The sequence below is a fragment of the Nonomuraea bangladeshensis genome (assembly GCF_039529455.1).
Lineage (GTDB): Bacteria > Actinomycetota > Actinomycetes > Streptosporangiales > Streptosporangiaceae > Nonomuraea > Nonomuraea bangladeshensis.
In genome coordinates this window covers 68,316-82,434 of the sequence record NZ_BAAAMV010000009.1, presented here as the reverse complement: position 1 = coordinate 82,434, position 14,119 = coordinate 68,316, and the positions used below count along the sequence as shown (strand labels likewise).

The window sequence follows — 14,119 nt, the reverse complement described above, 5'->3', positions numbered from 1 at the left end:
GGTCCGGGCGGCCCGTCTGTGGTCATGGTCGGGTCAGGCGATGCCGGTGCCGGGGACGTCGTACTGCCAGCCGTTGTTCCAGTACCAGTGCTTGAGTGAGCTGTCGGTGCCGCGGGCGAAGAGCTGGAGGGCGCCGCTGGCGTCGGCGGTGATGGTGGGGGTGCCGGTGATGCCGGTGCCTAGGACGTCGTACTTCCAGCCGTTGGAGTAGTACCAGTGCTTGAGTGAGGCGTCGTTGCCGGTGGCGAAGACGTGGACCATGCCGGCGGGGTCGACGGTGACGGTGGGCGAGTTGCTGATGCCGGTGCCGGGGACGTCGTACTGCCAGCCGTTGTTCCAGTACCAGTGCTTGAGTGCGCCGTCGGTGCCGCGGGCGAAGAGCTGGAGGGCGCCGCTGGCGTCGGCGCTGACGGTGGGGGTGCCGGTGATGCCGGTGCCTAGGACGTCGTACTTCCAGCCGTTGGAGTAGTACCAGTGCTTGAGCGAGGCGTCGGTGCCGCGGGCGAAGACGTGGACCATGCCGGCCGGGTCGACGGTGACGGTGGGGGAGCCGTTGATGCCGGTGCCGGGGACGTCGTACTGCCAGCCGTTGTTCCAGTACCAGTGCTTGAGCGAGCCGTCGGTGCCGCGGGCGAAGATGTGCAGCGCCCCGGAGGCGTCCATCGCACTGGAGGGGCCCTGCCGGTCGAAACCGTCCGACGAGGCGGAGTCGTCGACGATGTTGTTGTAGCGGATCGGGCGGTAGTTCTGCATGCTCGCCCAGCTCTCGTCGCCCACCCGGCCGTGGGAGTTGGCGGTCGGGCCCTTGGCCCAGTCGTCCTGCCAGCCGTCGCCGTCGGGGTCCGCTCCGCCGTTCAGCGAGTACGTCCACGCGCCCTGGCTGTGGTCGGCCGGATTCTTCCATCTGGCGAACAGTTCTATGTGGCCGGATTTGAGAATCGCGTCCCCTGGCAGCAAATCATGCAAACTGGCCAGATATCGCTTTCCGGACCAACTCTCGAAGTCGTCCGTGCTGTTTCCGCCCTTGCCGGAGTTCGCGGTGATGTGCCATGCCATGGACACCAGCCCGGAGCAGTCCGGGCCGTATCTGTTGTCCCCTTCGACATCCGTGGTGAGGGTGTTCGAGGCCCGGGTCAGGTTGTATCGGACGTTGCGGTCGACCCAGTTCTGGGCCCGGGCCAGCACCTCGGAGCGGGTGATCTGGCCGCCGGGGGTGGAGGCGGCCTGGGCCGGCCCCGCCGTCGTGACCGTGGTGACCACGGCAGCCGTGAAGCCGAGCGCGGCCGCGATCATCGTGCTCAGGGTGCCGGAGATCAGGCGGTTGAATGTCATGATTACCTTCCGGGTGAGGAATGTTTTCGTCCTTGCACCGGAAGGTTCGAACGGCGCGCTGAAAAACCGCTGAAACTCCGTGGAGGCGGGCTTTCAGCGCGCGGCCTCGTGATTGACGAGTTCGGCGTGTTCGCGGGCGCCGTGGTCGCGGAAGACGGTCAACGCGCGGGCCCGGATCGTCGCGGCGGTCTCGGGCTCGCCGCGGGCCTCGTGCAGCAGGGCCAGGTCGCGTTCGGTGCGGGCGCGCCAGAGCGGCGCCTCCATGGCCTCCCACACCTCGATCGAGGCGGTCAGGCAGGCGGCGGCGTCCCGCAGGTGGCCGTCGGCCAGGTGGAGCTCGCCCAGGGTACGCAGAGTCAGCGCCAGCCCCCAGCGGTCGCCCATCGCCTGGCAGGTCGCAAGCGCGCCCTCCAGCGGGGCCAGGACCTGCCGGGTCCGGCCCAGCCGGAACCGGGCTTTGGCCCAGGCGCGCACCGCATACGCCTCCATCAGCTTGTCCCCGAGCTGGGCGAAAATGGCCCGCGCGGCCTCGGCGGTCTCGATGGCCTGGCCGTACTCGCCGGTGGCGCGGTGGAACAGGCTCATGGTGCGCAGCGTCACGCCCTCGCCGCGGCGGCTGCCGACGCGACGGTAGGCGGCCAGGGACTCCTCGAGGCCCGACCAGGCGGCGGGGTAGTCGCCGAGCTCCAGCCGTACGGAGGCGGCCAGCCGCCGCAGGTACACGTTCCCCACGTCCTGGCCGAGGCCGAGGCCCGCGAGCAGGGTGCCGGCCTGGTCCAGGAAGTACAGCGCGTCGATCAGGCGGCCCGCCTCCCGGCAGGTCACGCCCAGCCCCGCCAGGGCGACGGCCTGGCCGCGCGGGTCGCCGAGCTCGCGGAAGGCGCCGAGTGCCTCGCCCAGGAGCTGGCGCGCCTCGGGGAACCGGTCCTGCAGGTAGCGCAGATGTCCCAGCTCGGCCAGCATGGTGGCCTCGTCGTGCCGGTCGCCCGCGTCCCGCGCGGCGGCCAGCGCGGCCTGGTTGATCCGCTCCCTGGACACGAACCTGTTGACGCCGAACAACGACGGACCCAGCCGGGCCGAGGCGAACTTGCAGACCAGCCGGTGCAGGCCCAGGGCGGCGGCTCGTTCCAGGCCGACCACCAGCGCGGGTTGTTCGATGTCGAACCAGTCGTGCGGGGCCCCGAGCACCTGCTTGACCAGCTCACGGGACACCGGGAAGGCGTCCACGGGGGAGCGCAGCCAGCCGATCTCGTCGGACGGAGCGGTCGCCGCCACCCGGTCGGCCAGCGCCAGCCAGCCGCCGAGCACCCGTTCCACCGCCGACGCCAGCGCCTCGGCCGACTCCTCCACCTCGGCCCGCTCGCGGGCGTAGATGCTTACCAGGTCGTGCAAGCGGTACCTGAGCGTGCCCAGCTCGTCGACCCGGCTGAAGTCCACCACCTGCGCGTCGACCAGTCGTTCCACCGTGACCTCCGCGGCCGTGCCGCCGAGGTCGCACAGCCACGCTACGACCCAGGGCGAGAACTCGGGAACGCCCAGATGGCCCAGCCGCCGCAGCGCCCGGCGCGCGCCCCTGTCGAGCCCTCGGTAGCTGAGCTCGAAGCCGGCTCGGACCTCCAGGTCCGCGATGGCCAGCTCGTCCAGCCGGCGCCGTTCGTCGGTGAGCCGATCGGCCAGCAGCCGCAGCGGCCACTGCCGGCGGGTGGCCAGCCGGGCCCCCGCGATCCGGATCGCCAGCGGTAACCGGCCGCAGAGCTCGACGATCTCGCGGGCCGCGGTCTCCTCGGCCGCGGTGCGCTCGGCTCCCGCGATCCGGCCCAGCAGCTCGATCGCCTCGGCGGGGTCGAGGACGTCGAGGTCGGTACGGTGGACGCCGGCCAGCCCGCCGAGCCGGTTACGTGAGGTGATCAGCACGGCGGCACCGGGACCGCCCGGCAGCAGCGGGCGTACCTGCTGCTCGGTGGCGGCGTCGTCCAGCAGCACCAGCACCCGGCGTCCGGCCAGCAGGCTGCGGTACAGCTCGGCCCGCTCCGCGGTGCCGGGCGGGAGGGCGGCCGGCTCCACCCCGAGCGCCTTGAGGAAGCGCCCCAGCACCTCACCCGCGTCGGCGGGCGCATCGCTCATCCCGCGCAGCTCGGCGTACAACTGCCCGTCGGGGAACGTCGACGCGACCTGGTAGGCCACATGGACGGCCAGGGCGGACTTGCCGCTGCCGGCGCGCCCGCCGATGACCTGGATGGCCCGGGAGGGCCCGGACGTGAGCGCCGTGACCAGGGCGGAGCTCTCCGGCGCGCGGCCGGTGAAGTCGGCCGGCGCCAGCGGCAGCTGAGCCGGTACGACGGCCCCGGCCGTCGCACCCGACGGCGGCGCGAGCAGGGCCGGGTCACCGCGCAGGATCGCGTGGTGCAGGGCGGTCAGCTCCGGCCCCGGGTCCACGCCGAGGCTCTCGACCAGCACCTCGCGGCCTTCACGGAACGCGGCCAGCGCGTCGGACTGGCGGCCGAGCCGGCACAGGGCGGTCATGTACTGCCCGCGCAGCCGCTCGTTCGTCGGATGGCGTCCGACCAGTCCGGCCAGCTCGGCCACCACCTGGCCGTGCCGGCCGAGCGCCAGATCGGCGGCCATGCGCTCCTCGACGGCGGTCAGCCGCAGCTGCTCCAGCCGGGCCGCCTCTCCCGACAGCAGCGAGTCGCCCAGCCCGGCCAGTACGGGCCCGCGCCACAACGCCAGCGCGGCGCCGAGCAGGTCGGAGGTCTCCTGCGGCGTGGACGCCGCTCGCGCGTCGGCCAGCAGCCGTTCGAACACGTCCATGTCGAGCGATCCGGCCGGAATCTGGGCCAGGTAGCCGGGCGCGCGCGTGACGATCACCTCCGGCATGCCGGAGCGGGCCAGCGCCTGCCGCAACGTCTTGATGTACGTCTGGATCGCCGCCCTGGCGGTCTCCGGCGGATCGTCCGGCCAGATGATGTCGATCAGGCGGGGCATCGGGACGATGTGCCCGCGTTCCAGCAGCAGCGCGGCCAGCAGCGTCTGCGGCTTGACCCCTCCCAGCGGGACCGCCGCCCCACCGGCCGTCACCTCGACCGGCCCAAGCAGTCGGAACTGCATCGCGACTCCAGGTGCACGAGGGAGGGTGAGGAGGGGTGCGCAGGATCTCACGGCAAAGCATGACAAGATCCGGTTACCTAGGCAAGGCCGGATCTGACCCGGGCGTCGTACGGGGGAAGGCGCGCCGGTAGTCGCTCGGCGAGATGCCGAGGTGCCTGAGGAAGTGACGGCGGAGGTTGTTGGCCGTGCCCAGCCCGCTGAGCTCCCCGATCTTCTCGATCGGGAGGTCGGTCGATTCCAGGAGGATCCGGGCTCGTCCCAGGCGCTGGTCGAGCAGCCACTGCAGAGGGGTCGTCCCGGTGGCCGCCTGGAGCCGCCGGTAGAACGTGCGCGGGCTCATCGCGGCCCTCCGCGCCAGGTCGTCCACCGTCAGCGGCTGGTCCAGCCGGGTCCGGGCCCAGTCCAGTACGGGAGCCAGCCCCTCGTCGCCGGCGGCGGGCACCGACATGTCGATGAACTGCGCCTGGCCGCCGGGCCGGTGGGCGGGCACCACCATCCGGCGGGCCAGCTGGTTGGCGACGTGCGCGCCGAGGTCGCGTCGTACCAGGTGGAGGCAGAGGTCGAGGCCCGCGGTCAGGCCGGCGCTGGTGAGCACGTCACCGTCGTCCACGTAGAGCACCGAGTCGTCCACCCGCACCTTCGGGTAGCGCTCGGCCAGCAGGGCGGTGTGCATCCAGTGGGCCGTCGCGGGGCGGCCGTCGAGCAGCCCCGCTTCGGCGAGCGCGAAGGCGCCGGTGCACAGGGAGACCATGCGGGCGCCCCCCTCGTAGGCCCGGCGCAGGGCCGTGATCAGCGCCTGCGGCAGCGGCTTGCCCTCCTCGACGCAGGAGTCCGGCACCGAGGGCACGATGACCGTGCCGGCGCCGACCAGGTCGTCGAGTCCGTACGGGGTCCGCAGCAGCAGCCCGGAGTCGGCCGGCGGTTCCCCGGTGCCGCACAGGCGCAGGTCGTACCAGGGGTCGGCCAGGTCGGACTGCGGCTTGCCGAAGACGGTGCAGGGGATGCTCAGCTCGTACAGGTCCCATGAGGGGACCCCGATCCCCTCGGACACGACCACGGCCACGGATCCTGCGCTCATGCCTCGAAGGGTATGGCAGGAATTTGGTGGTGATCGTCATCAGTGTCACTGTTCCCGGACGGCGCGTGCTGCGAGGGTTGCCTGCGACTGATCAACCTTCACCTGCGGACGTACAAGGAGTTGTGGCATGAACACCGACCGCCGATCCGTCACCGTCGTCGGGCTGGGCCTGATGGGCTCGGCCCTGGCCGGTGCGCTGCTGGAGCACGGGCACCCGACCACGGTGTGGAACCGTTCCGCGCACAAGGCCCGGCCGCTGGTCGACCGGGGCGCCCGCCTGGCTGCGACGCCCCGGGAGGCGATCGAGGCGAGCCGGCTCATCGTGGCCTGCGTACTGGACTACGAGGCGCTGCGCGCCGTGCTCGAACCCGTCGCCGGGTCGCTCTCGGGCAGGGTGCTGGTCAACCTCACCTCCGGCTCCCCCGAGCAGGCGCACGAGTTCGCCGCCTGGGCCGGCTCCTACGGCGCCGACTATCTCGACGGCGCGATCATGACGACGCCGCCCGGTGTCGGCAGCCCCGAGATGATGTTCCTCTACAGCGGTCCTGACCTGGTCTTCGAGGCGCACCGCTCGACCCTGGCGGCTCTGGGCGACCCCCTGCACCTGGGCGCCGACCCCGGTCTCGCCTCTCTGTACGATGCCGCCCTGCTCGGCCTGATGTGGTCCACGATGACCGGTTGGCTGCACGGCGCCGCGGTGGTCGGCGCGGAGAAGACACCGGCCGCGGTCTTCACTCCCGTCGCGATCCGCTGGCTGACCGCCGTGGCCGGCTTCCTCAGCGCCTACGCGCCCCAGGTGGACGCCGGACGCTACCCCGGCGACGACGCCACCGTCGACGTGCAGATCGCGGCCATCGACCACCTCCTCCACGCCGCGCAGGCCCGGCGCGTCGACAACGCCCTGCCCGAGCTCCTGAAGTCGCTCATGGAACGCGCCAAGGCCGCGGGCCACGGCTCCGACAGCTACGCGAGCCTGATCGAGGTCCTGCGGGAACCGGCGGACGGCCGATGACCGCCGCCACGCCATGGGCGGACCTGCTGACGGCCGCCGCCCACGACTGCCTGGGCGTGCTCCGCAAGGGAGCCGACCAGGACTGGTCACGCCCCGCCCAGGGCCTCGACTGGACCTGTCGCCAGACCCTCGACCACCTGGCCCTCGGACTGGTCGGCTACGCCGGCCTGCTCATCGCCCAGCCCGACGACCGCTACGTCACGCTTTTCGCCTCGCTCGACCCCGAGGCCCCGATCTCCGGCTGCCTGGACGGGCTCGGCATCGCCGCTTCCCTCCTCACCTCCACCGTCCGCGGCGCGGCTCCCCACGTACGGGCCTGGCACCCGTGGGGCCACTCCGACGCCGCCGGATTCGCGGCCATGGGAATCACCGAGCTCATCGTCCACACGTACGACCTCACCCGTGCCCTCGGCCTTCCCTGGGCTCCGCCCGGCGACCTCAGCAGCGCGGTCCTCGCCCGCCTCTTCCCCGACGCGCCGTCAGGGCACGGCCCGACCGACACCCTGCTGTGGTGCACGGGCCGCATCGAGCTGCCCGGGCGGTCCCGACGCGGGGAATGGCAGTGGGACGGGACCGTGCTCAATCCAGTGGATCACGTGGCCGCTGCCGCCCTACCGTGAGTCATGGACCTTCACCCGGGCAGCCTTCTCGGTCCCGTCCCCGAGCGAGTCGGGCGACTGGTCCTGCTCAACGGAACCCCGAGCTCAGGGAAGACGACCGTGGCGAAAGCCTTGCAGGAGGAGCTGGCCGAGCCGTTCTTCCACTGTTCGCTGGACGAGTTGCGCGGCGGCTACCAGGGTCGACACTGGCTGCGGGACCACGGAGGAGTGCTTTTCCGCAGAGTGCTCGATGGCTACCTGCACCTGCTGCGCAGTCTCACGCTGCTCGGCCATGACGTGATCTCGGAGGCGGTGATCACGCCGCAGATGTTGGACCATTACCTCGCTCTGTTCGAGGGGATTCCGGTGCTGTTCGTTGGGATTCGATGTCCCCTGGAGGAGGTGGAACGGCGTGAGCGGGGGCGAACCGGCAGGATGACGTCGGCGCCGCCTCTCGATGAGCCGGTCCACGCGCATGGCTGTTACGACCTGGAGGCGGACACCTCCGTCCAAGGGCCGGCGGAGGTCGCCGAGCTGATCAGTGCCGCTCTGGCGAACCCGCCGGTGGTCTCCGCCTTCGAACAGTTGCGTGTGCGTGGCCGTTCCGGGGGAGATTGGCGGACCAATTAGAGAGCACTGCTCTTGACTGTGAGCGGTTCTCCCGGCATGCTTGTCCTTAAGCGAGAGCAGTGCTCTCGGAACTCTCTGCCTGAGGAGCCGGCGATGTCCCGCTACATCGAGCCCACCCGCATGGACCACCTGTTCAACCGCATGGTCGCCGGGCTGACCCGGCTCGGGATCAGCCTCATGGGTTCCCGGATCCTCTACGTCCGTGGCCGCTCCAGCGGCGAATGGCGTACGACGCCGGTCAACCTGCTGACCCTGAACGGCGCCCGCTACCTGGTCGCACCCCGAGGCGTCACCCAGTGGGTCCGCAACCTGCGGGTCGCCGGGAACGGCGAGCTGCACGTGGGCCGCCGCGTCGAGACGTTCACCGCCACCGAACTGCCCGACGACGAGAAGCCGGCCGTTCTCCGGGCGTACCTGAAGCGCTGGGGCTGGGAGGTCGGCCGGTTCTTCGAGGGGGTCGGCGCGAAGGCGTCCGATGAGCAGGTGCAGGCGGTCGCTCCGGGCTTTCCCGTCTTCCGCATCAACTAGGGAGACTCGACTCGACGATGACGCGACTATGATCGCTGCCTGTCGCTATCACTATGAGAGGTAGTGGGCTGCCAGTGGATGTCGTCATGAAGGATCGGTTCGACCATGGCATGAGTCCCGCGCATCTCGCTGTTGAGATGGAGGACGCCGAGAAGCTTCAGGCGCTCCTGGACGAAGGCGCGGACGTCCATGAGGAGCACTACGGGTTGACTCTTCTGCATCACGCCATCGATGTGGAAGTGGACGGCCACGCGCAGACAGGCGATCCGCTCCATGTCGACATGACGGCGCTCCTTCTCGCGAACGGAGCCGATCCGCGACGGCGATCAGGCGGCGGCACAGGGGTGTCGGCGGAGCACTTCGCCTTCGTCAACCGTCACTGGTTGGCGAGCCGGTTGATCGAGGCATGGCTGCGGGATCATCCCGAGTAGGCGGCTCCGGCGGAGAGCGTCTTGTGGAGGCGGCGCGCCTCGTGGAGCAGCAGGCTGGAGCCCTTGCGGGCCGCCAGCTCCGCCAGCCCCGGCAACTCGCCGCGTGCCCCGGTGAGCGCCGCCGCCCGTACGGCGACCTTGAGCAGGTCGCCCAGCCCTGGTCTGGCCTTCTCGCCGGGGGCGGGCAGCAGCAGTGGCACCGCCTCAGCCAGGGCCGTCCACACGTGGGCGTGTGCCCCGGCCGCCGTGACCTCGTCGAGGACGGCGGTGATCCGGAAGAGTTTGACCTGTTCGCCGCGCACCATGTGACCCACGGCGCGGCCGAGGTCGGCCGCGGGAAGCTCGCCGTGCGCGGCCAGCGTGAGGATCGCCTCGGCGGCCAGCGCCCGCTGGGCGGGGAGCTGCGCCCCCATTTCGATGACGATCGTGCTCGCGGTCGCGATGCCCGCAGGGCCGTCGTTGTGTGCCAGGGCGGCCACGGCCTCCACTTGGTGGCTCCAGGGGAGGCATTCGAGGAGGTGTGCGGCCAGGGCCTCCCGGTGCGAGGGCATGACGGGCGGCCACCACGTCATGTTCCGGTAGAAGGTGGGATAGCCGGGCTTGGGCGCGAGAGTCCAAAGCTCGGCGAGCGGCCCGGGAATGCCCTCAGGCGGTGCGAGGCGGGCGTGCGCCTCCCGCAGCGACTGGTGGTAGGACGCCGGGCGGTCGAACGACTCGAGTCCCCAGGTCACGTCGGGATCGGGCAAGCCGCCGGCACGTAGGCAGGCCGCCAGCCGCCGGCCCGCCTCCGACGGCAGTTTCTCCGCCCGTACGGCCGGATCCGGGTCGAGCTCGCGCGGCAGGCGCAGTAACGCCTGGACGAAGTCGTACGTGAGCGGTTCGGCGCCATCGAGTCGCTCCATGCGCGTGACCAGGGTGGCGGCGTCGACGTGTCCGGTGGGCGCGGTCGGCGTGGCCAGCAGCACGGGAAGCGTCCCGACCCGTTCGAACAGGGAGATGACCTCGCGGAAACGTTGCTGGACGAAGCGGTAGGGGGCGGGCTCGGATCGCTGGCTCTTGCCGTTGAGCAGCGCGGTCAGCTTACGGCTGTCCGCGGGGGACACGACGGCCAGCGCGCAGCGCAACAGCAGCGAGGGGATGTCGTCCTCGTCGAAGCCGGAGATGCCGTAGGCGTAGGCTGCCGCCTCGAAGGGGTGCCGCCAGTTTGTCTGCCACCAGGGTTGCAGCCCCTGCACGACGGCGTCGCGGTTCCGATGGGTCAGCTCGACCAGGGCGGCGAGGATGCGTTCCATCCGCGCTGGATCCTCTGGCCAGAGGGGTTTGTCTAGCTCGGCGGCCAGTTCGGCCACGGATGCGATGGGCGGGGGCAGGGCGGGGAGCGCGGTCGCGGTCAGCGGGGGAGCGGCCACGGGATCGGGCTCGGGCTCGTCCACCGGGCCGAAGGCGACGGCCAGGCGCTCGCGCAGGTCGGCGGGCAGCCGGGTGGCCGCCTCGCGGATCGCCTGCCTGCCGGGCTCGGCGGTGTGCGGGGCGAGCTTGACCGCGACGCGGACCGCGCGTTCGCGCAGGCTGGGCGGGTCGAGGTCGAACACGGGCGCCAGCGCGGCCACCGCGGCGGCGCCCCAGGCCGGGGGCGCGTCGGCGATCCACTTCACCGCCGCCGCCACGTATTTCTTCTCCGGCCGGCAGGTGAGCGCCTGGACCGCCTCGGCGAACAGATCAGTGTCGAGCGCTTCCGACCGGCGCAGCTCCTCCAGCGCGAGCTGGACCACGGGCGAGGACGCGGACGGCAGCACGCGGACGAAGTCGGTCACCGGGATCTCAGCCGCCTCCGGGCGCAGCGCCCGCCACATCGTGACGAAGGTGGCGGCCTCGGCCGCGCCGCCGCCGGTCAGGAACCGGCTCACGCAGCCGTCGAGCAACACCTGACGCGGCACGCGGCCCGTCCGGGCCAGCTCGACCAGCTCGCCGATGATGGTCAGGTGGCCCTCCGACCACCGGCCCCAGTCGAGGCCGTCCGCCACACCCGCCGCCTCGAACAGGCGCGGCAGCATGTGGCCGAGCAGCGGATCACCGGCGAGCATCGGGGTGCCCTGGTTCATCCACTGCCGCTCGACCATCCGCAGCACCCACCCGGACACGAACGCGTCGTTCTCCGGCGGCTCCACACCCGTGTCGATCACCAGCGCCGCGGCCAGGTCCCAGGCCCGCAGCGACTCCGCGCGCCGCCAGGTCGAACCGGACCGCGCCGGCCGCAACCGGCGCACCAGGCGGACGGCCAGGTCGCGGCGCCACTCCAGCGGGCGGTCCCTGAGCACGGACATGACGTGCACGGCGTCGGCCTTCGGCTCCACCCCGGTCAGCTCGCGCCGATTGAGCCAGGACGCCACCTGCTCCGCCCCGCCGAAGCAGGCCGCCCCGGCCAGGCGGTAGAGGGGCGCGAGCTCCCAGATCCGCCGTTCGGCCTCGAACCCGCCGCGCCTGCGTTCGCTCAGGTGGGCGGGGAGGCTCCGGGCCACCGCGCGCCTGCTGTCGTCGTCGAGGCCGTGCAGGAACGTCACGAGGTCCGTGACGGAGCCGGTCTCGATGAGGTCGAGCACCGCCTGCGCTGTGGGGTTCACGCCGACGCCTCGGTCAGGACGGATGATCCGTTTCCCATCATGGGTCGCAGGCTATTGATCGTCACCGACAAAGCGCCTCTCCGGTCCGTCGTACTACGATCACGTGTGCGATTACACCGTCTGGCGGCTGCTGCCTATTTCGCCATCGCCCTCGGGTCGGTCGTCCTCGGTCTGGTGGTCGGGTCCGCGACGCCCGCGTGGCTCGTCACCATGTGGTATCCGCCCGGCGAGGCCGTCGGGGGGTCGCCGCTGCTGCCGGTGCTGGGCGGGTTGCTGCTGCTCGGACTGGTGAACGCGTGGATGTTCTGGCAGGTCCTGCGCAGGCCCGCGCCCGCGGACGTGCCGATGGGCAGGGCGGCCAGGTGGTTGCGGGTGCTGCTGTATGCGAACGTGGTGTGGCTGCTGATCCCCTCGTACCTGCCGGATCTGGTCGAGACGGTCATCGGTCTGGCGCTCTGGATGCCCGCGCTCGTGCTGCTCACGGTGGTGGTCACCGGCTCGGGGCGGTTCTTCCGGCTGGCTCTGCTCCTGTTCGGGCTGGTGGAGCCGGTCAGCGCGGGCATGGACGCCCTCGCCGGCGATCCGCGGCCCCTGACCCTCAGGATCCCGGTGCATGTCGTGGTCGCGGGAGTGGCCGCGTTAGTGATGATGGTGATGGTTCTGCTCGCGCAGCGGCGCGACGGGCGCTGGAGCCGGGGGACGCTGCTCGCCGGGGCGGGGACGTTCGCGAGCCCGTTCCTGGTGGAACTCGTGGACGCCCTGACGCGCGGCAGCACGATCGAGTCGATCGCCGAGGCGATGGACGTCCTCTACGTCGTCTGGCTGGCGCGTACGGCCCGCGAGCTCAACCGGGAGCCGAGGCGGCCGGCGCCGCTGCGCGTGCCCACGGCGGTCACGGCCGTGGGCGCCGTCGCCCTGTTGATGGCCGTCGGGCCCGAGTACGCGCCCCGGCTCACCTACACCTGGCGCAGCGAGGGAGGCATGGACTGCTGGCTGCGCTCGACGCCGCCGCGGGTCGCGGACGTCCCCGTCCACGAGCGCGACCGGGCCTATCTGTGCAGCGTGCGCAAGCCCGGCCGGGAGGTCTCCGACCAGGAGCTGATCGGCAAGGGGAAGGCCGCGTGCGCCAGGTTCGCGGGCGGGGAGCCGGTCAGGGCGCGGCCCGCGCTGCTCGCGCTGCTCTGCCCGGAGGTGATCGGGCGGAGACATCCGGAGCTGCTGCTGTCGTCCGCGCAGGTGGAGCGGCAACGGGCCGAGGAGAGGAGCCGGCGGCGCGAGCAGTTGAGACGTGAGGCGCGCGCGGAGGACGCCCGGTGCCGCGATCCGTGGCCGGCGCTGCGTACGCGGTTCCAGGCGACGGCGTCGTACTACGACTGGGACGGCCAGCCCTACGGCATCTACGACGCGGAGGCGGACACCTCGGGGGATGCCGAGACGATCTGGGACGCCTATTCGACCGAGACCCTGGCGGTCAGCGGTCAGCTCGCCCTGGTCTTCACGCCCGCCCAGGACTGGGCGACCTGTGTCACGGCGAAGGCGCTGCGCTCGGCCCCGCCGCCGCTGCGGCGCCGAGGCTGGGACAAGGTGGTCGAGGCGGACATCGTCAGCGGATCGGGCCGCCTGGTCATGCAGACGCTCTCGGCGAGCAGGGTACGCTTCCCTGATCTCGCGCGCGGCGGCCCCGGTCGTTACCGGCTGCGGCTGTACACGCGGGAGGGCGTGGACCTCATCCTCGTCTACCCGGCCCGGCGGTGAGCGGGCGCGGTATCCACCGTTCGGTGGATTTTTCGGTCAGCAGGGTGCCGGCACGATCGTGGCCGGGCGGTCGATTCGGGGTCGGGGCAGGTCACAGCATGCTTTGAGCATGGCAGTCATCGAAGTCACCGACCTGCGCAAGAGCTACGCGGGGCTGAAGGTTCTGGACGGGGTGTCGTTCTCCGTGGAGGAGGGCGAGATCTTCGGGGTGCTGGGGCCGAACGGCGCCGGCAAGACGACCGCGGTGGAGTGCGTGGAGGGGCTGCGGCGGCCCGACAGCGGGACCGTACGGGTGCTCGGCCTGGACCCGGTCCGTGACGCGCGCAGGATGCGCGAGCAGATCGGGGTGCAGCTCCAGCAGACCCAGCTGCCGGAGAACCTGAAGGTGTGGGAGGCCCTCGACCTGTACGCCTCCTTCTACGCCGACCCGCGTGACTGGCGGGCGCTGCTGGAGGAGTGGGGGCTGGCCGAGAAGCGGAACGCCCGGTTCGGGAAGTTGTCCGGCGGCCAGAAGCAGCGGCTGTTCATCGCGCTCGCGCTGGTGGGCAAGCCGCGGGTGGCGTTCCTCGACGAGCTGACCACCGGCCTGGACCCGCAGGCCCGCCGGGCCACCTGGGAGCTGATCAAGCAGGTACGCGCGAGCGGCGTCACCGTGGTGCTGGTCAGCCACTTCATGGACGAGGTCGAGGAGCTGTGCGACCGGGTGGCGGTGCTGGACCGCGGCCGGATCGTGGCGCTGGACACGCCGGCGGGGCTGCTGGAGGGCGAGCACCGGATGCGTTTCACGCTGAAGGCGGGCGAGGCGCCGGACCTGTCCGGACTGCCGGGGGTGACCGGGGTGTCCCGTACGGGGGACCGGGTGGTCGTCACGGGCCGCGGCGACTTCGCGACGGCGGTCACCGCGCACCTGGCCCGCCACCAGGTGCTGGTCAGCGATCTGCGGATCGACAAGCGCACGCTGGACGACGCGTTCGCCGCGCTGACCGGCCGTCCCTTCGACGACAACTGAGACCCGAGGACATAGT

General features: G+C 71.7%; 11 protein-coding genes. 7 read left to right on the top strand and 4 right to left on the bottom strand.

Annotation, left to right across the window (positions count from 1 at the left end; translation table 11 throughout):
• Positions 1-33 precede the first annotated feature (33 nt).
• The 3 genes from ABD292_RS29550 to ABD292_RS29540 all read right to left on the bottom strand — a co-directional run bounded on the left by ABD292_RS29550 (position 34) and on the right by ABD292_RS29540 (position 5,518).
• The gene (locus ABD292_RS29550) at positions 34-1,332 is read right to left on the bottom strand and encodes a DUF8189 domain-containing protein (RefSeq protein ID WP_344212964.1); all 1,299 of its coding nucleotides are present in this window, start codon (positions 1,330-1,332) and stop codon (positions 34-36) included.
• A 93-nt stretch (positions 1,333-1,425) separates the two neighbouring features.
• Entirely contained in the window at positions 1,426-4,440 is a 3,015-nt protein-coding gene (locus tag ABD292_RS29545) for an AfsR/SARP family transcriptional regulator (protein ID WP_344212962.1), read from the bottom strand.
• A 73-nt stretch (positions 4,441-4,513) separates the two neighbouring features.
• On the bottom strand, positions 4,514-5,518 hold the full coding sequence (locus ABD292_RS29540; protein WP_344212960.1) for a GlxA family transcriptional regulator: 1,005 nt from the start codon (positions 5,516-5,518) through the stop codon (positions 4,514-4,516).
• Between the two features lie 127 nt (positions 5,519-5,645).
• Between ABD292_RS29540 and ABD292_RS29535 the strand changes: the two genes are divergently transcribed.
• The 5 genes from ABD292_RS29535 (at position 5,646) to ABD292_RS29515 (ending at position 8,718) form a co-directional block, all read left to right on the top strand.
• Positions 5,646-6,530, top strand: coding sequence for an NAD(P)-dependent oxidoreductase (locus ABD292_RS29535; RefSeq protein ID WP_344212958.1), 885 nt, complete (start codon positions 5,646-5,648; stop codon positions 6,528-6,530).
• A complete protein-coding gene (locus ABD292_RS29530; RefSeq protein WP_344212956.1) occupies positions 6,527-7,150 on the top strand; it encodes a maleylpyruvate isomerase N-terminal domain-containing protein in 624 nt (207 codons plus the stop codon). The genes ABD292_RS29535 and ABD292_RS29530 overlap by 4 nt, the downstream gene beginning before the upstream one ends.
• A 3-nt stretch (positions 7,151-7,153) precedes the next feature.
• Complete coding sequence (locus ABD292_RS29525; protein WP_344212954.1) at positions 7,154-7,759, top strand: phosphotransferase-like protein; 606 nt, start codon at positions 7,154-7,156, stop codon at positions 7,757-7,759.
• A gap of 93 nt (positions 7,760-7,852) precedes the next feature.
• Positions 7,853-8,287, top strand: coding sequence for a nitroreductase/quinone reductase family protein (locus ABD292_RS29520; protein WP_344212953.1), 435 nt, complete (start codon positions 7,853-7,855; stop codon positions 8,285-8,287).
• Between the two features lie 86 nt (positions 8,288-8,373).
• Positions 8,374-8,718: an ankyrin repeat domain-containing protein gene (locus ABD292_RS29515; RefSeq protein WP_344212951.1), complete on the top strand. Its 345-nt coding sequence runs from the start codon at positions 8,374-8,376 to the stop codon at positions 8,716-8,718.
• Here the strand turns inward: ABD292_RS29515 and ABD292_RS29510 are convergent.
• On the bottom strand, positions 8,706-11,339 hold the full coding sequence (locus ABD292_RS29510) for a DUF7824 domain-containing protein (RefSeq protein ID WP_344212949.1): 2,634 nt from the start codon (positions 11,337-11,339) through the stop codon (positions 8,706-8,708). The genes ABD292_RS29515 and ABD292_RS29510 overlap by 13 nt on opposite strands.
• Before the next feature lie 105 nt (positions 11,340-11,444).
• Between ABD292_RS29510 and ABD292_RS29505 the strand changes: the two genes are divergently transcribed.
• Positions 11,445-13,094 (top strand): hypothetical protein, encoded by a 1,650-nt coding sequence (locus ABD292_RS29505; RefSeq protein WP_344212947.1) that lies wholly within the window; start codon positions 11,445-11,447, stop codon positions 13,092-13,094.
• 109 nt (positions 13,095-13,203) lie between these two features.
• Positions 13,204-14,103: an ABC transporter ATP-binding protein gene (locus tag ABD292_RS29500; RefSeq protein ID WP_344212945.1), complete on the top strand. Its 900-nt coding sequence runs from the start codon at positions 13,204-13,206 to the stop codon at positions 14,101-14,103.
• Positions 14,104-14,119 lie beyond the last annotated feature (16 nt).